General features: G+C 69.7%; 17 protein-coding genes. 10 read left to right on the forward strand and 7 right to left on the reverse strand.

Features of this window, described 5'->3' with window-relative positions; genetic code table 11:
• Positions 1 to 58: 58 nt before the first annotated feature.
• Positions 59 to 436, reverse strand: a complete 378-nt coding sequence (locus ACSVDD_RS04595; RefSeq protein WP_448188104.1) for a cupin domain-containing protein — start codon at positions 434 to 436, stop codon at positions 59 to 61.
• Between the two features lie 90 nt (positions 437 to 526).
• On the opposite strand from ACSVDD_RS04595, the gene ACSVDD_RS04600 reads away from it, so the two are divergent.
• Positions 527 to 6,001 carry an AMP-binding protein gene (locus tag ACSVDD_RS04600; protein ID WP_448188105.1) on the forward strand — a complete coding sequence of 1,825 codons (5,475 nt, stop codon included), beginning with the start codon at positions 527 to 529 and terminating at the stop codon, positions 5,999 to 6,001.
• 9 nt (positions 6,002 to 6,010) lie between these two features.
• Here ACSVDD_RS04600 and ACSVDD_RS04605 read toward each other — a convergent pair whose 3' ends face one another.
• Genes ACSVDD_RS04605 through ACSVDD_RS04615 form a run of 3 tightly spaced genes read right to left on the reverse strand, consistent with a single transcriptional unit; the run spans position 6,011 to position 8,859 of the window.
• On the reverse strand, positions 6,011 to 6,205 hold the full coding sequence (locus tag ACSVDD_RS04605; RefSeq protein ID WP_448188106.1) for a hypothetical protein: 195 nt from the start codon (positions 6,203 to 6,205) through the stop codon (positions 6,011 to 6,013).
• Between the two features lie 54 nt (positions 6,206 to 6,259).
• Positions 6,260 to 7,303: a histone deacetylase family protein gene (locus ACSVDD_RS04610; RefSeq protein ID WP_448188107.1), complete on the reverse strand. Its 1,044-nt coding sequence runs from the start codon at positions 7,301 to 7,303 to the stop codon at positions 6,260 to 6,262.
• A 59-nt stretch (positions 7,304 to 7,362) separates the two neighbouring features.
• Positions 7,363 to 8,859, reverse strand: coding sequence for a pentapeptide repeat-containing protein (locus ACSVDD_RS04615; RefSeq protein WP_448188108.1), 1,497 nt, complete (start codon positions 8,857 to 8,859; stop codon positions 7,363 to 7,365).
• A gap of 204 nt (positions 8,860 to 9,063) precedes the next feature.
• Here ACSVDD_RS04615 and ACSVDD_RS04620 point away from each other — a divergent pair, with 204 nt between their 5' ends.
• Together ACSVDD_RS04620 and ACSVDD_RS04625 are read left to right on the forward strand one after the other, a co-directional pair.
• Positions 9,064 to 10,611: a hypothetical protein gene (locus tag ACSVDD_RS04620; RefSeq protein ID WP_448188109.1), complete on the forward strand. Its 1,548-nt coding sequence runs from the start codon at positions 9,064 to 9,066 to the stop codon at positions 10,609 to 10,611.
• A 79-nt stretch (positions 10,612 to 10,690) separates the two neighbouring features.
• Positions 10,691 to 12,361 carry a bacteriohemerythrin gene (locus ACSVDD_RS04625; protein WP_448188110.1) on the forward strand — a complete coding sequence of 557 codons (1,671 nt, stop codon included), beginning with the start codon at positions 10,691 to 10,693 and terminating at the stop codon, positions 12,359 to 12,361.
• 3 nt (positions 12,362 to 12,364) lie between these two features.
• Here the strand turns inward: ACSVDD_RS04625 and ACSVDD_RS04630 are convergent, their stop codons facing one another.
• Genes ACSVDD_RS04630 through ACSVDD_RS04640 form a run of 3 tightly spaced genes read right to left on the reverse strand, consistent with a single transcriptional unit; the run spans position 12,365 to position 15,062 of the window.
• Entirely contained in the window at positions 12,365 to 13,348 is a 984-nt protein-coding gene (locus ACSVDD_RS04630; protein WP_448188111.1) for a hydroxyacid dehydrogenase, read from the reverse strand.
• On the reverse strand, positions 13,348 to 14,133 hold the full coding sequence (locus ACSVDD_RS04635; protein WP_448188112.1) for an SDR family oxidoreductase: 786 nt from the start codon (positions 14,131 to 14,133) through the stop codon (positions 13,348 to 13,350). The genes ACSVDD_RS04630 and ACSVDD_RS04635 overlap by 1 nt, the downstream gene beginning before the upstream one ends.
• Positions 14,133 to 15,062: a dihydrodipicolinate synthase family protein gene (locus ACSVDD_RS04640; protein ID WP_448188113.1), complete on the reverse strand. Its 930-nt coding sequence runs from the start codon at positions 15,060 to 15,062 to the stop codon at positions 14,133 to 14,135. The genes ACSVDD_RS04635 and ACSVDD_RS04640 overlap by 1 nt, the downstream gene beginning before the upstream one ends.
• Before the next feature lie 254 nt (positions 15,063 to 15,316).
• Between ACSVDD_RS04640 and ACSVDD_RS04645 the strand changes: the two genes are divergently transcribed.
• The 7 genes from ACSVDD_RS04645 (at position 15,317) to denD (ending at position 25,352) form a co-directional block, all read left to right on the forward strand.
• Positions 15,317 to 18,445, forward strand: a complete 3,129-nt coding sequence (locus ACSVDD_RS04645; RefSeq protein WP_448188114.1) for a carbohydrate-binding domain-containing protein — start codon at positions 15,317 to 15,319, stop codon at positions 18,443 to 18,445.
• A 72-nt stretch (positions 18,446 to 18,517) separates the two neighbouring features.
• A complete protein-coding gene (locus ACSVDD_RS04650; protein WP_448188115.1) occupies positions 18,518 to 19,300 on the forward strand; it encodes an enoyl-CoA hydratase/isomerase family protein in 783 nt (260 codons plus the stop codon).
• Between the two features lie 138 nt (positions 19,301 to 19,438).
• Positions 19,439 to 20,629, forward strand: coding sequence for a CaiB/BaiF CoA transferase family protein (locus ACSVDD_RS04655; protein WP_448188116.1), 1,191 nt, complete (start codon positions 19,439 to 19,441; stop codon positions 20,627 to 20,629).
• 141 nt (positions 20,630 to 20,770) lie between these two features.
• The gene (gene amaB / locus ACSVDD_RS04660) at positions 20,771 to 22,243 is read left to right on the forward strand and encodes an L-piperidine-6-carboxylate dehydrogenase (RefSeq protein WP_448188511.1); all 1,473 of its coding nucleotides are present in this window, start codon (positions 20,771 to 20,773) and stop codon (positions 22,241 to 22,243) included.
• Between the two features lie 132 nt (positions 22,244 to 22,375).
• Positions 22,376 to 23,164 carry a 2-oxo-tetronate isomerase gene (gene otnI, locus ACSVDD_RS04665; protein ID WP_448188117.1) on the forward strand — a complete coding sequence of 263 codons (789 nt, stop codon included), beginning with the start codon at positions 22,376 to 22,378 and terminating at the stop codon, positions 23,162 to 23,164.
• A complete protein-coding gene (gene otnK, locus ACSVDD_RS04670) occupies positions 23,161 to 24,423 on the forward strand; it encodes a 3-oxo-tetronate kinase (protein WP_448188118.1) in 1,263 nt (420 codons plus the stop codon). The genes otnI and otnK overlap by 4 nt, the downstream gene beginning before the upstream one ends.
• Positions 24,420 to 25,352 carry a D-erythronate dehydrogenase gene (gene denD, locus ACSVDD_RS04675; protein ID WP_448188119.1) on the forward strand — a complete coding sequence of 311 codons (933 nt, stop codon included), beginning with the start codon at positions 24,420 to 24,422 and terminating at the stop codon, positions 25,350 to 25,352. Before otnK ends, denD begins: the two co-directional genes overlap by 4 nt.
• The last annotated feature ends 30 nt before the right edge of the window (positions 25,353 to 25,382 follow it).

Consider the following 25,382-nt stretch of genomic DNA (forward strand, 5'->3'; position numbering starts at 1 on the left):
CCCGAAAACCCCCTCACCCGGCGCTTCGCGCCACCCTCTCCCCAGGGGGGAGAGGGATTCAGGCCGCACCCGTCTCGAATTCCGCGGGCAACGTAATCTCCAGCATCTCCAGATCGTCGGAATGGGCGATCTCCACATGCCGGATGCCCGGCGGCTGGTGCACGCAGCTCCCGGCCCGCAGCATCACCTCGCCCTGCCCGTCGTAGGCGAACTTCACCCAGCCCTTCAGCACGTAGACCATCTGGAACTCCAGGTCGTGCGTGTGCCAGCCGCCGACCGACTCCTCGCCGGGCCGGGCGCGGATCACGTGCGCGCCGACCTTGCCGCCGGAGGCGGCGCGGATGCCCAGCTCGCGGTACTCGAAGAACGGCCGGAGGCCATCGCGCCGGAACGGTGAATCATCGGCGTGGCTGACCGAAAAGCGCATCTCTCCCATGCTTCGCTCCTCCCGCATTTCGTGGTTGGAACGAGTATGACGCACAGCCGGCAGCGCGTTATAGTGCCGCAAAAGTATGGGGAGGAATTCATGGCCCAGGTCAGGGACGAGACCGCCGCGGGCGCCGTCTTCACGCCGCCGCTGCCGCAGGACGTGACCGTCAACCCGATCCGCAGCGCCGTGGACTGGCAGCGCATGCGGACCGCCTGCGAACGTGATCCCGGCGCCTTTCATGGCGACATCGCGGCGCGAACGATCCATTGGTTCGATGGCACGGCGTGGTTGACGCGCGGCGCGGACGGTGTCTGGCGCGGTTGGGACGCCGTCACCGGCGAACCGGCCGAGCGGCACGACTGGACTCCCTGGACCACGGCGTTCGACGATTCCCAAGCCCCCTTCTACCGCTGGTTCTCGGGTGGCCTGACCAACGCCGCCTTCAACGAGGTGGACCGCCACGTGCTGGCCGGGTTCGGCGCCGAGCCCGCCTACTGGTACGAGGGCGACCGCTGGGACGCCGCGGCCAACGGCGGGCGCGGCGGGCCGGTGCACCACGTGACGCTGACCCGGCGCGAGCTGCTGATCCGCTCGGTCGTCGCGGCGCAGGCGCTGAGGGATCTGGGCCTGAACCAGGGCGACCGCATCGCGCTGAACATGCCCAACATCCTCGACCAGATCGTCTGGACCGAGGCGGCCAAGCGGCTGGGCATCATCTACACGCCGGTGTTCGGCGGCTTCTCCGACAAGACGCTGTCCGACCGCATCGAGAACGCCGGCGCCCGCGTCGTCATCACCGCTGACGGCGCCTCGCGCAACGCCGAGATGGCGCCCTTCAAGGACGCCTACACCGACCCGGCGCTCGACCGCTTCGTGGCACTGCCGGTGGCGCTGCGCATCGTCGAGACGGTGGTGCGCGCCAAGCACAGCGACGCCGCGTTGCTGGAGTCCGTCCGCGAGGGATTGGCCGGCGAGATCACCGTGGCGCCGGCCGACGTCATGCGCGAGCTGGGCAAGGCGCTGGACAAAAGCGGCGGCATGGACGCGGGGGCGCTCGCCGACCTGCGCGCCAGCGTCGCCGAGGCGCTGACCAGCGCCCCGCCGCGCGTCGAGAAGGTCGTCGTGGTGCGCCACGCCAACCTGCCGGAAATCGCCTGGGTGCCCGGCCGCGACGTGTGGGCGCACGATCTGCTCGCCGCCGCCGAAACGGCGGTCTGCAAAAGCGCGGGCGTGGCGGATCTCCGCGCGCTCGACGACCGCGCGCTCTGCGCCGCGCTGTGGAAAGCCGTGCCCTGCTTGGCCGTGGACGCGGAGTATCCGCTGTTCATCATCTACACCTCCGGCTCGACCGGAAAGCCCAAGGGCGTGGTGCACGTGCACGGCGGCTACGTGGCGGGGCTGGCGCACACCATGGCGGTGTCCTTCGACGCCCTGCCCGGCCGCGACGTGATTTACGTGGTCGCCGACCCCGGCTGGATCACCGGGCAGAGCTACCTGATCACCGCCAGCTTGGCCGCGCGCATCCCCGGCATCATCACGGAAGGCGCGCCCGTCTTCCCCAACGCCGGCCGCTTCGCGTCCATCATCGAGCGGCACAGGGTGACGATCTTCAAGGCCGGCGTGACCTTCCTGAAGACCGTCATGACCCACCCGGAGAACCGGGCGGACGTGGAGCGCTACGACCGCTCCACCCTGCGCGTCGCCACCTTCTGCGCCGAGCCGACCAGCCCCGCCGTGCAGGCCTTCGGCATGGCGGTGATGACGCCGCAGTACATCAACTCCTACTGGGCGACCGAGCACGGCGGCATCGTCTGGACGCACCCCTACGGCAACCCCGACCAGCCGCTCCGCGCCGACGCGCACACCTACCCGCTGCCGTGGGTGATGGGCGACGTGTGGGTGACCGAGGGCGAACCGGATGCCGAGGGGCGTCTCGCCTTCCGCCCCGCGGAGCTGGAGGAGAAGGGCGAGATCATCGTGGCGGCCCCCTATCCGTATCTGGCCCGCACCATCTGGGGCGATGCGGAGACGGTCGGCACGTCGGCCTGGAAAGGCGATTTCGAGCGCTTCGTGAAGACCTATTTCGGCCGCTTCCGCGACGGCGCGGGCAAGCCGGTGTGGGCCTATCTGCAAGGCGACTTTGCGCGCAAGTACGCGGACGGCTCGTTCAGCCTGCACGGCCGCTCGGACGACGTGATCAACGTCTCCGGCCACCGCATGGGGACCGAGGAGATCGAAGGCGCCATCCTGCGCGACAAGCAGATCAACCCCGACTCCCCCGTAGGCAACGTCATCGTCGTCGGCGCCCCGCACCGCGAGAAGGGCCTGACCCCGGTTGCCTTCGTGCTGCCCGCCGGGGGACGCGCATTGACTGGCGACGACGAGCGGCGGCTGAAGGACCTCGTCCGGCAGGAGAAGGGCGCGGTCGCCGTGCCGTCGGACATCCTGAGCGTGCCGGCCTTCCCCGAGACGCGCTCGGGCAAGTACATGCGCCGCTTTCTCACCGCCATGATGAACGGCGAGGAACTGGGCGACACCTCGACCCTGCGCAACCCCGAGTGCCTGCTGGCCCTGCGGGTGAAGATCGACGCCTGGACGCGCGGCCAGCAACGCGCCGAGGAACAGAAACTGCTGGAGCGCCAGCGCTTCCTGTCGATCCAGTACGACACGCTGGCAGCCCATGGATCGAATGGTGCCGTCCGCATGGCGACGGTGACCATCGACAACCCGCCGGTCAACGCGCTGTCCGATCGGTTGCTGGACGAGTTGGACACGCTGGTGGCTCACCTCAAGCGCCGGGTGGACATCCGCGCGGTGGTCATCACCGGGGCCGGCGGCAAGAGCTTCGTGGCCGGCGCCGACATCCGCCAGTTGCTCGACGAGGTGCAGACCGAGGATGAGGCGCGCGCCCTGCCCGCCAAGGCGCACGCGGTGTTCCGGGCGCTGGAGAACCTCGACAAGCCGGTGATCGCCGCGATCCGCGGCGTGGCGCTGGGGGGTGGCTGCGAGCTGGCGATGGCGTGTCATCTGCGCGTGGCGGACCCGCGGGCGCGCTTGGGCCAGCCTGAGATCAACCTGTTCCTGCCGCCGGGCTATGGCGGGACGCAGCGGCTGCCGAGGCTGCTGATCCGCAGGGATGCGGAACACGGAGTGGAGCGGGCGCTGGAGATCCTGCTGTCGGGAAGGCAGGTCGATGCGGAGACGGCGTACGAAATCGGGCTGGTCGATGTGATCGCGCGCGGTGCGGACGACGCGCTGACGCTAGCGAAGAGCATGGCACGGGAGATGGCGTTGGAAACCCTCTCCCCCCTGGGGAGAGGGCTGGGTGAGGGGGTCCCGCACGGCGGCACGTCCGGCATTCGCGAGACCCCCTCACCCCAACCCAGGTCGCTCGCAAGTCTCGCGACCGCGCTCCACCTATGGTCGCCTTCGGCGCCCATCCGGCCTGCGGCCGTCGGCTCCACGCCCCAGGGGGGAGAGGGAGTTGAGCGCCTGCTCCGCCAAGCCCATTCCGTCGGCCGCGGCGCCGTCGCCGACACCATCATCGCCCTCGTCCGCACCGGCCTGGAGCAAGGCTTCGACGCCGGTTCCGCCGCGGAGATCGACGCCTTCGCCCGCTTCATCCTCGACGCCGAGCACGGCGCCAAGAAGGGCATTGCCCTGTTCCTCGAAAAGAAATCCCCGCCCCTGCCCGCGCGCCCGCGCCACGACGCCCGCGACGGCGTGCTGCCCATCGGCAGCCCGTTCTTCCCCGGCGCCACGCCGCTGCCACGCTGGCAGCTTGCACAAGCCGTAGTCCGCGACCTGAAAACCGGCGCCGCCGCGCACGGCGACCCCGACCGCGCGGAAGTGGAGGTGGTCGTCCCCGTGCCCGAGCCCGGCCCCAACCAGGCGCTGGTCTATGTGCTGGCGTCCGAGGTGAACTACAACGACGTCTGGGCGATCACCGGCATCCCCGTCTCACTGTTCGACGAGCACGACGAGGACGTGCACGTCACCGGCTCCGGCGGCGTCGGCATGGTGGTGCGCCTCGGCGAGGCGTTGCAGGCCCAGGGGCGGCTCAACGTCGGCGATTTGGTGGCGGTCTATTCCGGCGTGTCCGACCTGCTGGACCCGGAAGCCGGCGCCGACCCGATGTTCACCGACTTCCACATCCAGGGCTACCAGTCGCCGGACGGCAGCCACCAGCAGTTCATGCTGGCCGATGGGCCGCAGCTCTTCCCCCTGCCGCCGGGGCTGACGCTGGAGGAGGCCGGCAGCTACATGCTGGCCGCCGGCACCGCCTACCGCGCGCTGGTCACCGCGCTCGACGTGCAGCCGGGCAAGCGGCTGCTGGTCGAGGGCGCGGCCGGCGGCACCGGCGCCTGGACGGTGGAACTGGCACTCGCCCGGCGCATGAAAGTGACCGGCATGGTGTCGTCCGAGCGCCGCGCCGCCGCCATCCGTGCCCGCGGCGCGCAAGCGGTGGACCGCTCCGCCGCCGAGGACGCCTTCACCCGCATCCCCGCCGACCCGCAGGCCTGGGGGCCGTGGGAGCAGAAGGGGGCGGCGTTCCTCGACGCGGTGCGCGCCGTCAACGGCGGCCATCTGGTGGACTACGCCGTCAGCCACGCCGGTGAGACGACCTTCCCGCGCAGCTTCCAGGCGCTCGCCCCCGGCGGGGCGCTGACCTTCTTCGGCGCCTCATCCGGTTACCACATGACGTTCATCGGCAAGCCCGGTGCCGCCGAGCCGGCCGAGATGCTGCGCCGCGCCCGCTTGCGCCCCGGCGAGGCGGTGCTGGTGTTCTACGGCGCCGGGGCACGGGGGTTGCGCGACGACATGGCTCTGTCGGCCATCGAGGCGGCGCGCGAGGCGGGGGCGCGGGTCTGCGTCGTCACCGACCAGGACGGCGAGCGCGACTTCGTGCTGTCGCTGGGCTATGGCGAGGCGCTGGCTGGGGCGGTGTCGCTGGCGGAAATCGCCCGCCGGGTGCCGCACTTCCGCTGGCCCGAGACCATGGCCGACCTGCCCGACCCGCAAGCCGAAACTGCGGCCTTCAAGGAGGCCGTCCGCCTGTTCACCGAGGAGACGTTCAAGCCGCTGGGCCAGGCGGTCGGCCGCATCCTGCGGTCCGCCGACAACCCGCGCGGCATGCCGGACGTGGTGGTCGAGCGGGCGCGGCGCGACACGCTGGCGGTGTCGACCATGCTGGTCAAGCCGCACACCGGCCGCGTTGTGTTCTGCGGCGACATGGGCGGCAGGCGCTACAGCTTCTACGCCCCGCAAGTGTGGATGCGGCAGCGCCGCATCCTGATGCCGAGCGCCGCCATCATCGGCACCCACCTGTCCAACGCGGCGGAGATCGCCGGGCTCAACCGGGTCATCGCGTCCGGCGTGGTGCGCGTGCCGGCCACGCATTTGGGGGCGTGGCAGACGCTGCCCACGCTGCATCAGGCGATGTGGGAGAACCGCCTGCCCGAGGCCACCGGCGGGGCGTCCAAGGCGGTGGTCAACCACGCCCTGCCCGAGCCGGGGCTGAAGTCGCGCGACGAGTTGCTGATCGCCTGGGCAGGACGCGAGGTGACCTGAGGACCGGCGTCAGCCGCCGGTCCCACCGGTCCCACCGCCGCCGCTCCCACCGGCGCCCCCGCCGCTGCCGTGTCCGCCGCCGACTCCGGGGGCGCCCGAGATACCCGACGACGGGTTGGCGTTTTGGGGTGCCGTGGCGCTCGGGGATTGGCACGCGGCCATGGTCAGGCCGAGCGCCATCAGGATCGCAAGTCGTTTGGTCATCACGAAATCTCCTCTGTCGACGCGGTCAACAGAGGAGCCGGCCGGACGTTGCCTTCAGGGCGCGCGGAACCCGGTCAGGAAACTGGCGAGGTTGGCGGCCAGCGCCGTGCCGTCGTAGCCGCCCTCCTGCACCAGCAGCGTCGGCCAGCCGGGGGCGGCGATGGCATGGCCCAGCGCCGCGAAGCCCGGCGTGGTCACCTGGAAGGCGGCCAGCGGGTCGCCGCCGTAGGTGTCGAAGCCCAGCGAGACCACCAGCGCCTCCGGCCCCCACGTGCGGATGTACGCCAGTCCTTCGTCCACCGCAGCCAGGAAGGTCGGCTCGTCGGTGCCCTGCGGCAGGGGGATGTTGAGGTTGCAGCCCCGCCCGCGGTCCTGCCCGCGCTCGTGCGCGTAGCCGGCGAACCACGGGTAGAAGTTGGCGGGATCGGCGTGGATCGAGACGAACAGCACGTCGTCGCGCTCATAGAAGATCGCCTGGGTGCCGTTGCCGTGGTGGACGTCCACGTCGAGGATGGCGACGCGCGGCGCCTTCCCGTGCTTCACCAGCGTGGCCAGCATGGACTGCGCGGCGATGGCCGCGTTGTTCAGGTAGCAGAATCCGCCCGCCGCGTCGTGCGACGCGTGGTGCCCCGGCGGCCGGCACAGCGCGTAGGCGGCCGGGATCTGGCCCGTCGCCACGAGGTGCCCCGCGTGCACCGCCGTGTCGGCGGCGGCGCAGGCCGCTTCCCAGGTGTTGGGGCCGATGGGGCAGGCGGTGTCCGCCATGTGCCAGCCGGCCTGTCCGACGACGCCGTCCGGATACCCGGCCGTGTCGGTGGTGCGGTGGACGTTGGGGATCACGCACTCCGACGCGTCGGGCAGTTGCGACCAGCGGGCGTAGGCGGTCTCGAGAAAGCGCAGATAGTCGGCGGAGTGCACCGCCGCCCGCGGCCCCGGACCGTAATGCGGCGGCTTGTCGACGATGCAGCCGCGCGCGGTAAGGGCGTGCAACAGCCTCTCGGCTCGCTCGGGCACCTCGGGGCAGGGCTTGGGCTGGCCGCGCACCAGATAGGCGGGCGGGCGGTGGGTCAACTGAACGTCGGAAAAGACGAAACGCATGGCCTCCCCTCCCCTTATTTTTTCTTGTCCCCTCCCCCAGCCCCGCCGAGAGAGGGCAGCTATCCGCCCAATCGTTGATTCTCCTGGAACGCGAACTTCAGGAACATCTTAAGGTCGTCGCTGTAACGCTCGAAGCGGACGGAGACCTGACCCTTTTGCTGGTTGACGTGCATCACGATGAACTCCGCCATGGCGTTCATGTCCATGCGATCGGCCAACATCAGCTTGCACTTGACCACTTCGCCGCGCTTGAAGGTCGCCTCATCATCGTAGATGCGGAAGCACAGGCCGCCCAGCGACCAGTTGCGGGTGTGGTGCACGCCGCGGTCGGTCTGCACCATGAACACCGGGCGGACGAAGCGCTTTTGCTTGCGCTGCTCCTGCGGGGTGGCCGGGCGCGGCGGCGGGGCGTTGCCGGGGTCCGGCGCCGCGAGTCCGCTGCCCTCCAGCTTGGCGCCGTCCATCTTGGCGTTCAGGACGATCGCCGCGCCGAGATCCGCGTGGCGCAGGTCGGCGAAGGACAGGTCGGCACCGTCGAAGTTGGTCGGCCACGACTTGCCGCCGGCCAGCATCAGCGGCTTGGCCTGGGCGTTCCCGAGCTTGGCCGCCGCCATATGGGCGCGGCGCAGCGTGGTGCCGCGCAGGTCCGCCTCGGTGAGATCGGCGCCCTCCAGGTCGCAGTAGGAGAGGTCCGCCATCTCCAGCCCGACCTTGTGCCACCTGGCCTTGGCGAAGCGGCAGCGGCGCATGCGCGCCGCCGACAGGATGCGGCCGGACAGGTCGGTGCCGACCACCGACACGAGGTCGAGGTCGAGGCGATGCCCCTCCTGCCCTCCGGTATCCACCCAGCGCTCATGCGCCGCCACCGCCTCCATGAAGGCGTCGTTCGTCATCTCGGTGTAGGTTGGGTGGGCGATGGCCTCGGGCGGCAGCACGAAGGGAATGTAGGTGCGGCTGAGCGTCGCCTGATCGATGACCGTGCCGTTGAAGGCCGCCCCGTCCAGCGTGGCGCCGGACAGGTCGGTGCCGACCAGCACGGCGCCGGACAGCTCCGCCCCCGACAGGTCGGCGTCGTTGAGGTCGGCGCCCGACAGGTCGCAGCCGGAGAAGTTGGCGCCGGCGAGGATCGAGCGCTCCATCTGCGCCTCGGTCAGGCGCGCCGCACCGCCGCCTTGCCGGGTGCCCGCACCGCCGTCCGACATGATGGCGCCGGCGCGCAGGTCGGCGCCGCGCAGGATGGCGTCCGTCAGCGCCGCCTTGTGCAGGTTGGCGCCGCGCAGGTCGGCGCCGGCCAGGGTGGCGCCGGTCAGGTTCGCCCCCTCCATGTCGGCGCCGAACAGGTCGCACTGGGTCAGGTTGGCGCCCATCAGCTTGGCGCCGCACAGGCTGGCCCCCGACAGCTTGGCGCCGGTCAGGTCGATCTTCGGCAGGTTCAGCCCGGTCAGGTCGCGGAAGCTCAGGTCCGCGCGCTTGCCGCCCTTGCGCTTCAGCCAGTTCTGATGGGCGACGATGATGCCCTTGATGTTTTCGATCTCGGCCTGAGTCCGTTCCGCCATAAGCTTGCGCTCGACCTTGTCCAGAGGGTTGGTTCCGAATGTTCGGGGAAAACGATCATACACGTCGCCGCGGCCTTACCCCACCCTCAAAGCGGCCGGGAGACTGCGACGTTTCGCATCTGTAGAGAATTTTAACGAATTGAAAGCTATACGGCGAATCCCACATGTTCCTTGGCGCGCCAGCGGAAACCCGGCGGAAAACTGATGACCGATCCGAAGCCATCCCTGAAGGCGCGTTTGGACAAGGTCAAGCTGACGCTGCTGCCGCTGAGCCGCGGCGTGAAGGCCCAGCTCTTCGACTATCTGGTCGACAGGCAGCTCACCGGCGACCCCGTGGGCGCGTACATCGCCGCGGCACTGCTGGAAGTGCTGAACGGCAACCGCACCGAACACGCCCGGCGCCTGTGGACCGGCTGGCTGGAACCGATCATCGTCCGCGACGACGACACCCTGTACGCCGAGCGCCGCCTGCCCGGCTATCTGCACATCGCCGATGCCGGCGGCTGGTGGAAGGCGCTGGCGCCCCGCATCACCCACGTGGTCGCCCCCATCCAGGGCACCATCGAGGATCGCGGCCGGTCGATGCCGCTGGACACCATCTTCGCGTCCGACGCCGCCCGCCAGTGGGCGGACATGCTGCGCCTGGAAAGCCTTGCCAAGCTGTCGGCGCTGCGCGCGGCGGTGCAGCCGCGCACCAAGTTCCTGGCCACGGCCAACGCCGAGCGCCTCAAGCTCCTCCCCCCGACCGACCGGGGCAGCCCGCCACCGCTGGACGCCGCCGACTTCGACACGCTGTTCGCCATGATCGAGGCGGCACCGGCGTGGACGGCGCTGCCCAAGCCCGCCGCCCAGGTGGACGCGGACGAGATCGTCGGCATGGTCGAAGGGCTGCTGGCGCAGGCGGCCGGGCACGCCCCTGCGGCGGCCTTCTACGCGGTGGCGCATGTCCACGGCGGCGGCGAGCCGGCCACCGCCGCGGCGCTGTACCAGGAACTCGCCCTGCCGCTGGTGCGGTCCAGCATCGTCGGCCACCTCCGCCTTGCCGGCCAGCGGTTGCGGGACTGCATGCGCCAGGGGGGCGCGGCGCGCGGCACCGGCGGGGCGCGGGGGCAGCGCACCTCAGCCCCGGACGCGCTGCTCGAACGCTATTTCGGCTGGTACGACGCCGCGCACGCCGCCAACCTGGAACAGGAGCAGCGCACCGAAGCGGAGATCCGCTACTCCATGGGCGAGTTGATCCAGGTCCTGGAAGAGGAATTGGTGCCGGCGCTGACCCGGCGCATCCTCGAACTCAACGAGCGCGTGACTCCGGCCGCGGCGCTGTCCGGCGTGCGATTCGTGCGGCAGTTCAAGGACGGGCTGTTGCGCCGGGGGCTAATCGCCTCGCCCAACCCGTGGCCGCCCACCGTCGGCGAGCATCTGGCGGGACAGTTCCGCCAGACCGTCTCCTCGCCGCGCCCCGACCGCCTGTCGGTGCTGGCCAACCTGACGGAAATCGCCGAGCTGGTCGGCTCTCCGGTCGAGGTCACGGCGCTGGACGAGGGGCTGCTGGCCGCGGTGCGCGAAGCGCTTCCCGACCGCAACCGCTGCGGCCCGGCCGAGCGCCGGCTGATCGAGCGGGTGATCGCCGTGGCGGTCACCGAGCGCCGCAAGTCGCGCTGGTGGATCTCCGAGGAGATGCGGGCCCTGCTGACCGAGACGGAACGGCTCGACCCCGACCTGCTGCGGACGGCAGCCGATTCCGCTTTGTAGCGTTTACCAAAAATATTGGAAGCCACGGCACCGCGTTTCTTGGCATGCTACACGAACGATTTACCCCTGGGGCGAAGGCATGGCGGACATACGGATCCGGTGGAGCGAGGCGCTGGCGGTCGGGACCTCGGCGCTGGACGGCGACCATCAGCACCTCTTCGCCCTGACCAACGAGGTGATGGCGGCGATCCTGGAAGGCCGCGGCGCCGCGGTGGTCAAGACGGCCATCGAGGACCTGGAGGACTACACCCGCCAGCACTTCAGCCGGGAAGAGGCGCTGCTTTTCGAGACCGGCTATCCCGACGCCGAGGCGCACCGCGCCTCGCACGCGCAACTCCTGGCGCAGCTTCAGGAAATCCGCGACGTCGTCGCCGAGGGGCAGCAGCCGGAGCGCGTCGCGCGCTTCCTTCAGGCCTGGATTCTCGACCATATCCTGGTCTCGGACATGGACTACGCGCGCTTCCTGCGCAAGCGCGCGCGCACCGAAGAGCCGGCGAACATCGCCCATAAGATCCTGATCGTCGAAAGCTCGCGCTTCTTCGCCGCGGTGCTGCAACAGGAGATCCAGGCGGCGACCGGGCTGACCGTCGATTGCTGCGGCACCTTCGCCGAGGCGCGGGCGGCACTGCGTTCGCATGGGCGCGAGTACCTCGTGGCGGTGCTCAACATCATCCTGCCGGACGCCGCCGATGGCGCCGTGGCGTCGCTGTGCCGCGAGACCGGCGTGCCGACCGTCGTCTTCACCGGAACCTATTCCGAAGACCTGCGCGAGCGGCTGACCGCCGAGGGCGTCATCGACTACATCGTCAAGGACACGCCGGCCAGCATCGGCCAGCTCGTCTCGGTGATCAAGCGGCTGGTGCGCAACCGGTACGCCAAGGCGCTGGTGGTGGACGATTCGGTGACCTCACGGGCCTACATCGGCGACCTGCTGCGCCAGTACAACTTCCGCGTCCTGCTCGCGGCGAACGGCGTCGAGGCGCTGGCGCAACTGGCCGAGCACCTCGACATCAGCCTCGTCATCACCGATTTCCACATGCCGCGCATGGACGGGCTGGAGATGGTGAAGCGCATGCGCGCCACCCATTCCAAGGACCGCTTGACCATCATCGGCCTGTCGTCGGGGGCCGGCGGCGCCATATCCGCCCGTTTCATCAAGGCCGGCGCCAACGACTTCCTGCCGAAGCCCTTCCTGCGCGAGGAATTCTACTGCCGCGTCGCGCAAAACATGGAATTGCTGGACCTCATCACCTCGCTGCGCGAGGTCTCGACCACCGACTATCTGACGGGGCTGTACAACCGCCGCCACTTCTACGACGTCGGCGAGACGCTGTTCGCCAGCATGCAGCGCGGCACCATCACGCTGACCGCCGCCATCATGGACGTGGATCATTTCAAGCGCATCAACGACACGCTCGGCCACGATGCCGGCGACCATGTGCTGAAGGCGGTGGCGCGCAACCTGCGGGCCATCACACGCGAAGCCGAGATCATCGCCCGCGTCGGTGGCGAGGAGTTCGCGCTGCTTGCCATCAATCTGGCGCCGGAGAGCGTGTCGGGCTTCTTCGACCGGCTGCGCACGGCGATCTCCAGCATCGAGGTCAACATCGACGGCCGTTCAGTGCCGGTGACCGTCAGCATCGGCGTGTGCTGCGGTCCGGCCGGCCGCCTAGACCAGATGATGAGCAAGGCCGACGAGATGCTCTATCTGGCCAAGCGCTCGGGGCGGAACCGCGTCGAGGTGTGCTGAAACCTATCCCGGACGCCGCCCCTCCCACACATCCGGGTTCACGAGGTGCAGCGGCTGGCGGCCCGACAGGGTGTCGATCACCGACTCCGCCACCATCAGCGCCATGCGCACCAGGCATTCCTCGGTGGAACTGGAGGTGTGCGGGCTGAGCGCCACGTTGTCCAGGCCCAGCAACGGGTGCCCGGCCGGCAGCGGCTCGCGCGAGAAGACGTCGAGGCCGGCACCGGCGATGCGCTTGCTCGCCAACGCCTCGACCAGCGCATCCTCGTCCAGCGTCGGCCCGCGGCCGGTGTTGATCAGCAGCGCCGAGGGCTTCATCAACGCCAGCTCCCGCCGGCCGATCAGGTTGCGGGTGGAGTCGCGCAACGGCAGGTGCAGCGACACCACGTCGGCGGCGTGCAGCAAAGCGTCCAGATCGTCCACCTTGGAATAGCCCAGCGCTTCCACCAGCTCGCGCGGGGCGGACGGGCTGTGCACCAGCACGCGCATGCCGAAGCCGTGGTGCGCCATGCGGGCGGTCGCCCGGCCGATGTCGCCGAAGCCGACGATGCCCAGCACCTTGCCGGACACTTCGGCGAACGGCAGCCGGTAGCGCACGTCGAAGTCCCCCGCCCGCGCGGCGGTGTGCGCCGGCACGATCTGCTTGGCGAGCGCCAGCATCAGCGCGATGGCCTGCTCGGCCACCGACACCGTGTTGCCGCCGGGCGTGTTGGTGACCGGAATGCCGAGGGAGGTGGCGTGCGGGACGTCGATCTGGTCGACGCCCACACCGTGGTTGGCGACGATGCGCAACCGGTGTGCGGCGTCCATGGCCGCCGCCTTCAGGCCGGCGTTGCGGGTGATGGCGGCGTCCGCCGCGCCGATCAGCGGCACCACGTCGGCGGTGTCGGCGGAAGGGGCGCGCGCGAGCACCACCCCCGCCTCTTCCAGACGGCGCTCGCCGGCCACGTGGATCGGCTGGACGATCAGGCAGACGGGTGCGGTCATCACACCGCCTTCGTCTGCCCGCCGTCAACGCGGAGCTTGACGCCGGTGATGTACGCCGCCCGCTCGCTGGCGAGGAAGGCGACCGCATCCGCGAACTCTTCCGGCCGGCCGTAGCGGCCCGTGGGGATGGCGGCCTTGGCGGAGGCCGAAATATCCTCCACCGACTTGCCGAGCCTCTTGGCGTTGGCGTTGTCCAGTTCGCCGATGCGCTCGGTCTGGATGCGGCCGGGCAGCACCATGTTAACGGTGATGCCCTTGCCCGCCACCTCGTTCGACAGAGTCTTCGACCAGCCGAGAATCGCCGCGCGGATGCCGTTGGACAGGCCGAGGTTGGGGATCGGCTGCTCGATGCCCGACGAGCCGATGGTGATGATGCGGCCCCAGCCGCGCTCCTCCATCGCCGGCAGCAGGCGCTGCGTCAGGTGGAACAGGTGACCGGCCATCATGGCGAACTGCGCGGTCCACTGCTCCAGCGTCGCGTCGCGCGCGGTGCCCGGCGGCGGGCCGCCGGAGTTGTTGACCAGGATGTCCACCCCGCCCTCGGCCAGCACCGCGTCGGCCAGCCGGTCCACCGACGCGCGGTCGGACAGGTCAAGGGGCATGGCGCGGGCGCGGCCGCGCTGGTCTTCCGGCAGCGTGTCGATCCACTCCCGGATGCGCGCTTCGGTGCGGGCGGCGGCGATGACCGTGGCGCCCTCGGCCAGCAAGGCGCGGGCCGACGCGGCGCCCAGGCCGCGGCTGGCGCCCAGCACCAGGGCGCGGCGGTTGGCGATTCCCAGATCCATCAGGCGATCTCCTTCAGGCGCTTGTCTTGGCGGGTCAGCAGGCGCTCGATGTCGGCGACGTCCAGGGCGGACAGCGTGCCGCCGGGCTTGCGCAGCGTGGCGGACGCGATGGCGCCGCGCTTGGCGAGCACGTGCTTGCGCGCCATCAGGCCGATGCCCTGCTGCTGCTCGTAACGGGCGTACGGCAGGTAGGCGTCGAAGATGTCGTGCGCGCGCTCCACGTCGCCCTTGGTGTAGGCGTCCACCACGCCGACCATCATCTCGGGGAAGGCGAAGCCGGTCATGGCGCCATCGGCGCCACGGCCCATCTCCTCCGGCAGGAACAGGCCGCCGTTGCCGGTCAGGATGCTGACCCGGCGCACGTCGCCCTTGTCCGACGCGGCGCGCAGCACGGAGATCTTGGCCAGCCCCGGCCAGTCCTCGTGCTTGACCATGACGCAGGTCGGCAGATCCTTGATGATGCGGTTGATGACGCCCGTGGGGATCTGCACGTTGGTGGTCAGCGGGTAGTCCTGGAGCACGAACGGCGTCTTGCCCAGCGCCTCGGCGACACCCGCGTAATAGCCGTAGATCTGGTCGTCGCTGCGCAGATGGCCGGCGGGGGCGACCATCACGCCGGCCGCGCCGTCGTCCATCACCGCGTCGGCCAGTTCGCGCATCGGCGCGAAGCCGGGGCTGGAGACGCCGACCACGGTCGGGATGCGCCCGTTCACGCGGGACAGCACGCGGCGCACGAAAATGCGCGATTCCTCGGCGGTCAGCTTGGGCGCCTCGCCCATGATGCCCAGCACGGTGATGCCGGTGACGCCGCGCTCCAGGTAGAAATCGACCATGCGGTCGGTGCTGGCGAGGTCAAGCTCGCCGTTCTCCGCGAAGGGCGTCACCGCAATGATGAAGACGCCCCGGGCGGACTCGTCCAACAACGCCATGTCCTGTCGCCTCTCCCCTAAGTTCGTTGCACCTAGCCAAGCATCATCGCCGGCCGCTGTCCAGGGCGCCCGGGCCGCGCATGGCGCTCATGCGCACAGCGCGGTGCCGCGGCGGGCCTGAGGCCGTCAACCGCCAAGTCCTTAATTTGTCACCGCAAAACACGGCATTTAACGAAAATTTAACCATTCTCGGTTTCCAGCCGTTAACCGTACGGGCGGAAGGTCGTATGTACGTTCGAAAAAGGCGCATGACCATGACGACCACCGCTGACGGCCTGATCCCCACCACCTTTACCATCACCGCCTACGGGCAGTCGGCGGGTGGCCGATGGCCTCACGTTGTGCTGCGGCTCGACGGACAGGAAATCGGTCAGGCGACGGTCAGCTCGGCCGACCCGACGCAATACATTTTCACCACCAACGTGACGCCGGGTGCGGCGCACGCGCTCCAACTCGAGTACGACAACGATGCGTGGATCAACGGGCAGGACATGAACCTGTTCGTGAAGTCGTTCAACGTGAACGGCAACACCATCGCCGTCACCGACCGCAGCGTCACCTACGACAAGGGCGCGCTGGACGGCAAGGACGTGGTCGGCGGGCAGGAGGGGATGTACTGGAAGGGTGCGCTCAACGTGGCGCTGCCGGCCTCGGCGTTCCTGCCGCCTCCGCCCCCGCCGGTGGTCACCCCGCCGTCGATGACCAGCACCATCACCGTCAACGCCTGGGGCGATGCGGCCGGCGGCAAACAGGCGCACTTCAAGCTGCTGGTGGACGACGTCGTGGTGGGCGACGCCACCGCGACCGGCGCGCTGGCCCCCTACACCTTCAAGACGACGCTGAACCCCGACGAGGCGCACAAGGTCCAGGTCTGGTACGACAACGACGCCACCGTGAACGGCCAGGACCGCAACCTCTACGTCCGCAGCGTCGCCATCGACGGCAAGGAGTTCGCGGCGACCGACCCGCTGGCCTCCTACGACAAGGGTCCGGTGGACGGCAAGTATGTGGTCGCCGGGCAGGAGGGCCTGTTCTGGGGCGGTGCGCTGACCTACGGCCTGGGCGAGGAGGTCTTCGGCGGCCCCGTCGTCCGCCCTCCGCCCCCGCCGGAGCCGGTGCCCACCAAATCCGCGGACATCGTCGTCAACGCCTGGGGCGCCTCGGCCGGCGGCGTGGCCCCGCACTTCAAGCTGCTGGTCGACGGCGCGGTGGTCGGCGAGGGCCGCGCCACCACCGGCACCGCGACTCCCTACACCTTCAAGGCCGATGTGGACCCCACGGTCGCCCACAAGGTGCAGGTCTGGTACGACAATGACGCCACCGTCAACGGCCAGGACCGCAACCTGTTCGTCAAGCCGGTGTCGATTAACGGCCACGAGGTGAACGTCACCGACGCCGGGGTCACCTACGACAAGGGCGTGGTGGACGGCAAGGACGTGGTCGCCGGGCAGGAGGGGCTGTACTGGGGCGGCGCCATAAACCTCACCGCACCGTCCGCCTACTTCGAGCATCCCGTGCTGCCGCCGCCCACCAAGCCGGCCTTCTACGTGGCGACCAACGGCAAGGACACGTGGTCGGGCAAGCTGGCCGCTCCCAACGCCGATGGCACCGACGGCCCGTTCGCCTCGCTGGAGCGCGCCCGCGACGCCATGCGCGGCAGCGACATCGACACCACCTTCGTCCGCGAGGGCAAGTACACCCTGTCCAAGACAGTGGAACTGACCGCACTGGACAACGGCCATGCCTTCAAGAACTACCCCGGCGAGACGCCGGTGCTGGACGGCGGCGAGAAGGTCACCGGCTTCGTCAACGAGGGCAACGGCGTGTTCTCCGCCAAGCTCGCCACGGCCAGCGGCTTCGACGTGAGCATCGGCGGCGTGCGCCAGCACATGGCCGAAAAGGGCGTGTGGGACACCACCGACGCCAAGGCCGGCTGGTTCTTCGCCGACGCCGCGGAGACCGGCCCCAGCGCCTCGGCGATCCGCTACCACACGGGCGACGTGTCGGCGTCCGATCTGGCGCCGGGCACCAAGATTCAGGTCTTCGACGTGGAGCGCCTGCAAGACGCCATCGTCGAGGTGTCGAGCATCAACGACGCCACCCGCACCATCCAGTTCAAGACCCCCGTCCCCTTCACCCTTCAGGAAGGCGCCACCTACAAGCTGCTCGACAACGCCGCCTTCGTCGATCAGGCCGGCGAGTTCGCGTGGCGCGCGTCGGACGGCCATTTGGTGGTGAAGCCGGTCGACCCGGCGGGGTTCGAGCAGGCGGGCGTCACCGTGGGCCGGCTCGGCACGCTGATGACGCTGAACGGCACGCAGGGCGTCACGGTCGAGGGGCTGACCTTCGCCGATGGGCGCACGGACTCAGCGGCGCTGTCGGTCGTCTCGGGCACCGGCAACAGCATCGGCAACAACCATTTCCTCAACGTCGGCACCGGCATCCTGCTGAAGGCTTCCGGCAACAACCTGATCGGCGGCAACGTGCTGGACCACCTTGCGGTGAACGGCATCGAGCTGACCAACGACAGCAACGCCAACCACATCTACGCCAACGACATCCAGCACATCGGCGAGGTCCGCAAGTACGCCGCCGGCATCATCGGCACGGGCGCCGACGACAACGTGATCGCCAACAACGACATCGCCTACAGCGCGCGCTACGGCATCTCGTTCAAGAACTACAACTCCACCAACATCAACACCGGCGACATCATCGAGAACAACCGCATCCTGCACACCGTGCAGGAATCGGCCGACGCCGGGGCCATCGAGATCCTCGGGCGTTCCAGCGTCGACACCGGCATCATCGTGCGCAACAACTGGATCGAGGACGTCGGCGGCCTCGCCACCAACGCGTCCGACCAGTGGCTGACGAAGTGGAAGGGCTTCGGCGTCTACATGGACGATCTGGCCGGCGGCGTCACCGTGCGCGACAATTTCCTGAAGAACACCGCCATGGCGGCCGTACACATCCACGGCGGCGACGATAACCGGGTGGAAAACAACTTCAGCATCCTGGCCGCCAACGCCGAGGAGTTCATCCGCATCGGCTGGAACCCGAAGTTCGGCGACCTCGGCACGCCGATCAACAACGTGGTGGTCAAGAACGTCATCGACGGCACGCTGCCGCTCGACGACTACCACGAGCTGCTGACGGCCAACAATCCGGTGATCGACCAGAATCTCGTCCACAACGTGCCGACCTACGGCACCGCGGATGTGGTCGGCAACCCGATGTTCGTGGACGCGTATTACGGCAAATACGCCCTGCAACCCGGCTCGCCGGCGCTGAGCATGGGCATCCACGATCTGGCGTGGTCGTCCATGGGCGAACACGGCTATACGGCGACCGCGATCATGCCGGTGTTCTGGGACGCATAAGGGGGTCTTCCCTGCCCCCTCACGGTCCACCGGCGTTATGCTGCCGGTCGCCATTGGACACGGGAGGGGATCATGAACGAAGACCTGCTGGTGCAACGGGGTGACGGCGGCATCGTCACCCTGACGCTCAACCGCCCGCACAAGCTGAACGCCATGACCAAGCCGCTGTGGCGGCGCCTGGGCGAGGTGATCGGTGGACTGAGCACCGACGAGACCGTGCGCTGCATCGTGCTGCGCGGGGCGGGCACCAAGGCGTTCAGCCCCGGGAACGACATCTCGGAGTTCGAGACGGAGCGCGCCAACGTCGAGCAGGCGCGCGCCTACGGCACGATCATGCACACGACGCTGAACACCATGCGCGCCTGCCCGCACCCGCTGGTGGCGATGATCCATGGGATCTGCGTCGGCGGCGGGCTGGAGATCGCCGCCAACTGCGACCTGCGGATCTGCGGCGAATCGAGCCGCTTCGGCGTGCCGGTCAAGAGCCTCGGCCTCGTCATGGCCTACCCGGAGATCGACGGGCTGCTGCGGCTTGCCGGCCGCGCGGCGACGCTGGAAATCCTGCTGGAGGGGCGAATTTTCGGCTCGCGCGAGGCGCAGGAAAAGGGCCTCGTCACCCGCATCGTCCCCGACGACATGGTCGAGCAGGAGGCTTATGACACCGCCCGGCGCATCGCCGAGGGCGCCCCCCTGGTCGCCCGCTGGCACAAAAAGTTCGTGGCGCGGCTGGAACAGGGCGCCCCCCTGACGCCCGAGGAGATGGAAGAGGGATACGCCTGCTACGGTACGGAGGACTTCCAGATCGGCTATCGTGCTTTCCTGGCTAAGGAAAAGCCGAAGTTTCGAGGGCGATGATCTAACCTCTCCCCTCTGGGGAGAGGTCGGCGCGAAGCGCCGGGTGAGGGGGTTTGCGGGGGACCGGAAACGGCCGCGGTGCGCAACCCCCTCACCCTAACCCTCTCCCCAGGGGGAGAGGGAACAAGAGGGACACCAATGGGACCGTTGTCAGGTTTGAAGGTCGTCGAACTGGCGCACATCATGGCCGGCCCGGTGTGCGGGCTGATGCTGGCGGACATGGGCGCCGACGTGGTGAAGGTCGAGAAGCTGCCCGGCGGCGACGACAGCCGCCGCATGGTGCCGCCCACCATCGAGGGCGAATCCGCCGCCTATATGATGATGAACCGCAACAAGCGCGGCATCGCGCTCGACCTCAAGCAACCCGGCGGCAAGGAGGTGCTGAAGCGCCTCCTGAGCACCGCCGACGTGGTCATCGAGAACTACCGCCGCGGCACCATGGAAAAGCTAGGCTTCGGCCCCGACGTGCTGAAGCAGCTCAACCCGCGCCTCGTCTATTGCGAGATCTCCGGTTTCGGGCGCAGCGGGCCGCTGGCCGACCAGGGCGGCTTCGACCTCGTGGCGCAGGGCATAAGTGGCCTGATGAGCATCACCGGCGAAGGCCCCGGCCGCCCGCCGGTCAAGGTCGGCGCCCCGGTGACGGACATCACCGCCGGCCTGCTCGGCACCATGGGCGTGCTGGCGGCGCTGTACGAGCGCCAGCGCACCGGCGAGGGGCAGCGGGTGGACACCTCGCTGTTCGAGGCGGGCATCGTCCACACCTACTGGCAGTCGGCGATCCGCTTCGCCACCGGGGTGAGCCCCGGCCCGATGGGCTCGGCCCACCCGCTGAACGCGCCCTATCAGGCGTTCCCGACCGCGGACGGCTGGATCAACATCGGCGCCGCCAACCAGACGAACTGGCTGCGCCTGCTGGATGTGCTGGAGGCGCCGGACCTGCGCGACGACCCGCGCTTCGCCGACAACCCCGGCCGCATGCGGCACCTGGACGAGTTGGTGGAGTCGCTGTCGGCGATCTTCCGCCGCCGCGGCACCTCGGCGTGGCTGGCGATCATGGAGCAGGCCGGCATCCCCGCCGGCCCGGTGCTGAGCATCGCCGAGATGCACGACCACCCGCACACCCGCGCCCGCGAGATGGTGGTCGAGGTCGAGCACGCCAAGGCCGGCCCGGTAAACACGCTGGGCCTGCCCATCAAGTTCTCCCGCACGCCGGGCGGCGTGCGCTCCGGCGCGCCGACGCTGGGCCAGCACACGCGGGCTATCCTCGGGGAGCTGGGCTTCGACGAAGCGGCGGTGGCGCGGCTGGCCAAGGAGAAGGCGGTGGCGTGATCCACCGCTGGACGGCCTTCCCGCTCCCTATATGATCCAGACCGACACACCGCATCGCCGTGCCCGGCCGCAGAAGCCGGCGCGGCCAGGGAGACACATGAGATGACGCTAGACCAGCACGGCGTGACCCACCTCCTCGACATGAAGACGTTGCGCAACGGCGAGATCGAGGTGCGTTCGCCCATCGACGGCGCGGTGCTCGGCCGCGTGCCGGCCGACACGCCCGAGTCCGTCGACGCCAAGATCGCCGCCGCTCACGCCGCCTTCCTGGACTGGCGCTCCGTCCCGGCGCCGAAGCGCGGCGAGCTGATCCGCCTGCTGGGCGAGGAACTGCGCAAGGAGAAACAACACCTCGGCCGTCTGGTGACGCTGGAATGCGGCAAGTCGATCCAGGAAGGCTACGGCGAAGTGCAGGAGATGATCGACATCTGCGACTTCGCGGTCGGCCTGTCGCGCCAGCTCTATGGCCTGAGCATCGCGTCGGAGCGCCCCGGCCACCGCATGACCGAGACGTGGCATCCCCTTGGCGTGTGCGGCGTCATCAGCGCCTTCAACTTCCCGGTCGCCGTGTGGGCGTGGAACTTCGCGCTCGCCATCGTCTGCGGCGATCCGGTGATCTGGAAGCCGTCCGAAAAGACGCCGCTCACCGCGCTGGCCTGCAAGCGCATCTTCGAGCGCGCCGCGGCCCGCTTCGGCTCGGCCCCGGCCGGGCTGCTGGACGTCATCGTCGGCGACCACCACATCGGCGAGCAACTGGTGGACGACCCGCGCGTGCCGTTGGTCAGCGCCACCGGCTCCACCCGCATGGGCCGCGCGGTCGGACCGCGCGTCGCCCAGCGCTTCGGCCGCACCATCCTCGAACTCGGCGGCAACAACGCGATGATCGTGGCGCCCTCGGCCGAGATGAACCTCGCCGTGCGCGCCATCCTGTTCGCCGCGGTGGGCACCGCCGGCCAGCGCTGCACCACGCTGCGCCGCCTGATCGTGCACGAGAGCGTCTATGATCGCCTGATCCCGCAGCTCAAGCACGCCTTCGGCCAGGTCTCCATCGGCACGCCGCTGGAGGAGACGAACCTGCTCGGCCCGCTGATCGACCGGGGGGCGTTCGAAAACATGCAGCGGTCGCTGGACGCCGCGCGGGCGGAGGGCGGCATCGTCACCGGCGGCGAGCGCGTGCTGGCCGACCGCTTCCCTGACGCCCACTATGTCCGTCCCGCGCTGGTCGAGATGCCGGAGCAGACCGACATCATGCGGCACGAGACCTTCGCGCCGATCCTCTACGTGGTGCGCTATTCGGGCGGCCTGGACGAAGCGATATCGATCCAGAACGACGTGCCGCAGGGCCTGTCGTCGTGCATCTTCACCACCGATCTGCGTGAGGCGGAAAAGTTTCTTTCCGCGGCCGGGTCGGACTGCGGCATCGCCAACGTCAACATCGGCCCGTCCGGCGCGGAGATCGGCGGCGCCTTCGGCGGCGAGAAGGAGACCGGCGGCGGGCGCGAGTCCGGTTCCGATTCCTGGAAAGCCTACATGCGCCGGCAGACCGCCACGGTGAACTACTCGGACTCCCTGCCGCTCGCCCAGGGCATCCAGTTCAACCTGCCCGGCTCGTAAATGCTTGACGCACAAATCATCCCTGCCGACAATCGATCCTAAGAATGCGGGCGCCTCGACGCGCCCGCCGGGGAGGACCATGAAGACGCACGCCACCGACGCCCGAACGGCGTCCGCGTTCCGGTAGCCGCCATGCCCCGGCTCGCCGCAAACCTGACGATGATGTTCACCGAGGTGCCGTTCCTCGACCGCTTCCGCGCGGCGGCCGAGGTGGGATTTTCCGGTGTGGAGTTCCTCTTCCCCTACGACCATGAGCCCGAGGAAATCGCCCGCGCCCGCAAAGGCACCGGCCTGTCGGTGGCGCTGTTCAACCTCGCCCCCGGCGACTGGGCGGCGGGCGAGCGCGGTCTCGCCTGCCTGCCCGGCCGCGAGGTGGAGTTCGTCGAGTCCGTCGAGCGCGCGCTGATCTACGCCGCCGCCCTGGACTGCCCGACGCTGCACGTCATGGCCGGCATCCCGCCCGCCGGAATGGACCGCGCCGACGCACTCGCCCTGTACGCCGAACGCCTGCGCCACGCCGCGCACCGTGCCGCCGACCACGACCGCACGCTGGTGATCGAGCCGCTGAACGACCGCGACGTGCCCGGCTATCTGCTGCGCACCACCACCGAGGCCATGCAGGTGATCGAGGATGTGGGGGCCCCGAACCTCGGTCTGCAATTCGACCTCTACCACGCGCAGATCATGGAGGGCGACCTGACCATGCGGATGCGGCGCCTTGCGCCCGCCATCCGCCACGTGCAGATCGCCGGCGTGCCCGACCGCCACGAGCCGGACACCGGCGAGTGCGACCCGCACCATCTGCTGCGCGAGCTGGATGCCATCGGCTACGCCGGCTGGGTCGGCTGCGAGTACCGCCCCAGGGCCGGCACGCTCGCCGGGCTGGGCTGGGCGCAGCGCTACCTGCGGGGTGGAGCATGAGCGTTCTGCTGGGCTGCATCGCCGACGACGTGACGGGCGCCTCGGACCTCGCCAACACGCTCGCCAAGGCTGGGCTGCGCACCGTGCAGACCATCGGCACCGATGGGCTGTCCGAGGCCGGCGACGCTGAGGCCGTAGTGGTCGCGCTGAAAAGCCGCTCTATCGACCCGGACGACGCCGTGTGCCTGTCGGTAGATTCGTGGCGACGGCTGAAGAGCCTCGGCGCCCGGCAGTGCTATTTCAAATACTGCTCGACCTTCGATTCCACCGATCGCGGCAACATCGGCCCGGTGCTGGACGCGCTGCTGGCCGAGACGGGCGGCGACTTCACCATCGCCTGCCCGACCTTCCCGGAGACCGGGCGCACCGTCTACCAGGGGCACCTGTTCGTCTGGAGCCAGCCGCTGCACGAATCGCCGCTGAAGGACCACCCGCTCAACCCCATGCACGATGCCAACCTCGTCCGCGTGCTGGAGCGGCAGAGCCGCACCAAGACCGGGCTGGTGGACTGGCAGACGGTGACGCAGGGGCCGGCCGCGGTGCGTGCCGCCTTCGACGTGCTGAAACGCGCGGGCGTCGGCGCTGCGGTGGTGGACGCGCTGACGCTCGGCGATCTCGCCACCATCGGTGCGGCGTGCCGCGACTTGGCGCTGGTCACCGGCGCCTCGGGATTGGCCGCCGGGCTGGCGGACAACTTCATCCGCGCCGGGCTTGCCAGGGGCGAGAACGCCACCGGCCTGCCGCCGGTCGCCGGGCCGGAGGTGCTGCTGGCTGGCAGTTGCTCCCCCGCCACGCTGGCGCAGGTCGCCGCGGCGGAGCGCCGCTACCCGGTGGTGCGGCTGGAGGTTGATGCGCTGCTTGCCGGCGGCGACGTGGTGCCAGCGCTGCTCGACCAGATCCGTCCGCATCTGGGGCGGACGCCGGTGCTGGTGGTGTCCTCGTCCCGGCCGGACGATGTGCGCGCGGTGCAGGACCGCTTCGGCCGCGAGGGTTCCGGCCGGGCCATCGAGCAGGCCTTCGCCCGTCTGGCGGCGGCGCTGGCCGAGGCCGGCGCGCGGCGCTTCGTGGTGGCCGGCGGCGAGACCTCCGGCGCCGTGGTGGAGGCGCTGGGCGTTCGGGCGTTGCGCATCGGCCCGGAGATCGCGCCGGGCGTCCCGGCCACCGTCAGCCTGGGCGCCACGCCGTACGCGCTGGCGCTGAAGTCCGGCAATTTCGGCGGCGAGGACTTCTTCCACGACGCGCTGGAGGCGATGCCGTGAAAATCCTCATCACCGGCGGCAACGGTTTCCTCGGGCGCAAGCTGGCGCAGCGCCTGCTGACCGAGAAGCGCGTCTCCGACCTCGTGCTGCTCGACGTGCAGGACGGCCCACCCCTGCCCGCCGGCGCCACCAGCCTGATCGGCGATTTGTGCGACGCGTCGGTGCAGCAGCGCATTCGCGACGCGGCCTTCGACAGCGTCTTCCACCTCGCCGCGGTGGTCAGTTCCGCGGCCGAGGCGGACTTCGACCTTGGCCTGCGCGTCAACGTGGACGGCACCCGCGCGCTCCTGGAAGCCTGCCGGGCCATGCCCAAGCCGCCAAGGGTCGTCTTCGCCAGCTCCGTCGCCGTGTTCGGCCACGCGCCGCCGGTGGTCGAGGACGACACGCCGGCCCGCCCGCAATCCTCCTACGGCACGCAGAAAGCCATCGGCGAGCTGCTGGTCAACGACTACAGCCGCAAGGGCTTCGTGCAGGGCTGCGCGTTGCGCCTGCCCACCGTGGTGGTGCGGCCGGGCAAGCCGAACCTTGCCGCCTCGTCCTTCGCCAGCGGCATCATCCGCGAGCCGCTGAACGGCGAACGCGCCGCCTGCCCGGTACCGGAGGAACTGCCGATCTGGATTTCCTCGCCGCGCACGGTGGTGAGCAACCTGCTGCACGCGCACGGTCTGGCCCCCGAGGCCTGGGAGGACGACCGCACGCTCAATCTGCCGGGCATTGGCGTGCGGGTGGCGGAGATGATCGCGGCGTTGGAGCGTGCCGGCGGCGACTCCTCGCTGATCGACCGCACGCCGGACGAGCGAATCGCCCGCATCGTCCGCAGCTGGCCCGGCGCCATGCGCACCACGCGCGCCGACCGCCTCGGCTTTCAGCGCGACGAGGGAATCGACGCCATCGTCCGGGCCTACATCGCCGACGACATGCAACGCTGAACGAACAACCACAATAACAGGGAGGCCCCC

The organism is Azospirillum terrae (assembly GCF_053470425.1).

Bases quoted from the DNA above. Each gene is read 5' to 3' on its own strand.
- ACSVDD_RS04610 (WP_448188107.1), bottom strand. From the start codon at position 7,303: ATGCGTTTCGTCTTTTCCGACGTTCAGTTGACCCACCGCCCGCCCGCC.
- ACSVDD_RS04600 (WP_448188105.1), top strand. From the start codon at position 527: ATGGCCCAGGTCAGGGACGAGACCGCCGCGGGCGCCGTCTTCACGCCG.
- ACSVDD_RS04595 (WP_448188104.1), bottom strand. From the start codon at position 436: ATGGGAGAGATGCGCTTTTCGGTCAGCCACGCCGATGATTCACCGTTC.
- ACSVDD_RS04640 (WP_448188113.1), bottom strand. From the start codon at position 15,062: ATGGCGTTGTTGGACGAGTCCGCCCGGGGCGTCTTCATCATTGCGGTG.
- ACSVDD_RS04605 (WP_448188106.1), bottom strand. From the start codon at position 6,205: ATGACCAAACGACTTGCGATCCTGATGGCGCTCGGCCTGACCATGGCC.
- ACSVDD_RS04650 (WP_448188115.1), top strand. From the start codon at position 18,518: ATGAACGAAGACCTGCTGGTGCAACGGGGTGACGGCGGCATCGTCACC.
- amaB (WP_448188511.1), top strand. From the start codon at position 20,771: ATGAAGACGTTGCGCAACGGCGAGATCGAGGTGCGTTCGCCCATCGAC.
- ACSVDD_RS04615 (WP_448188108.1), bottom strand. From the start codon at position 8,859: ATGGCGGAACGGACTCAGGCCGAGATCGAAAACATCAAGGGCATCATC.
- ACSVDD_RS04620 (WP_448188109.1), top strand. From the start codon at position 9,064: ATGACCGATCCGAAGCCATCCCTGAAGGCGCGTTTGGACAAGGTCAAG.
- ACSVDD_RS04630 (WP_448188111.1), bottom strand. From the start codon at position 13,348: ATGACCGCACCCGTCTGCCTGATCGTCCAGCCGATCCACGTGGCCGGC.
- ACSVDD_RS04635 (WP_448188112.1), bottom strand. From the start codon at position 14,133: ATGGATCTGGGAATCGCCAACCGCCGCGCCCTGGTGCTGGGCGCCAGC.
- otnK (WP_448188118.1), top strand. From the start codon at position 23,161: ATGAGCGTTCTGCTGGGCTGCATCGCCGACGACGTGACGGGCGCCTCG.
- ACSVDD_RS04655 (WP_448188116.1), top strand. From the start codon at position 19,439: ATGGGACCGTTGTCAGGTTTGAAGGTCGTCGAACTGGCGCACATCATG.
- ACSVDD_RS04645 (WP_448188114.1), top strand. From the start codon at position 15,317: ATGACGACCACCGCTGACGGCCTGATCCCCACCACCTTTACCATCACC.
- ACSVDD_RS04625 (WP_448188110.1), top strand. From the start codon at position 10,691: ATGGCGGACATACGGATCCGGTGGAGCGAGGCGCTGGCGGTCGGGACC.
- otnI (WP_448188117.1), top strand. From the start codon at position 22,376: ATGCCCCGGCTCGCCGCAAACCTGACGATGATGTTCACCGAGGTGCCG.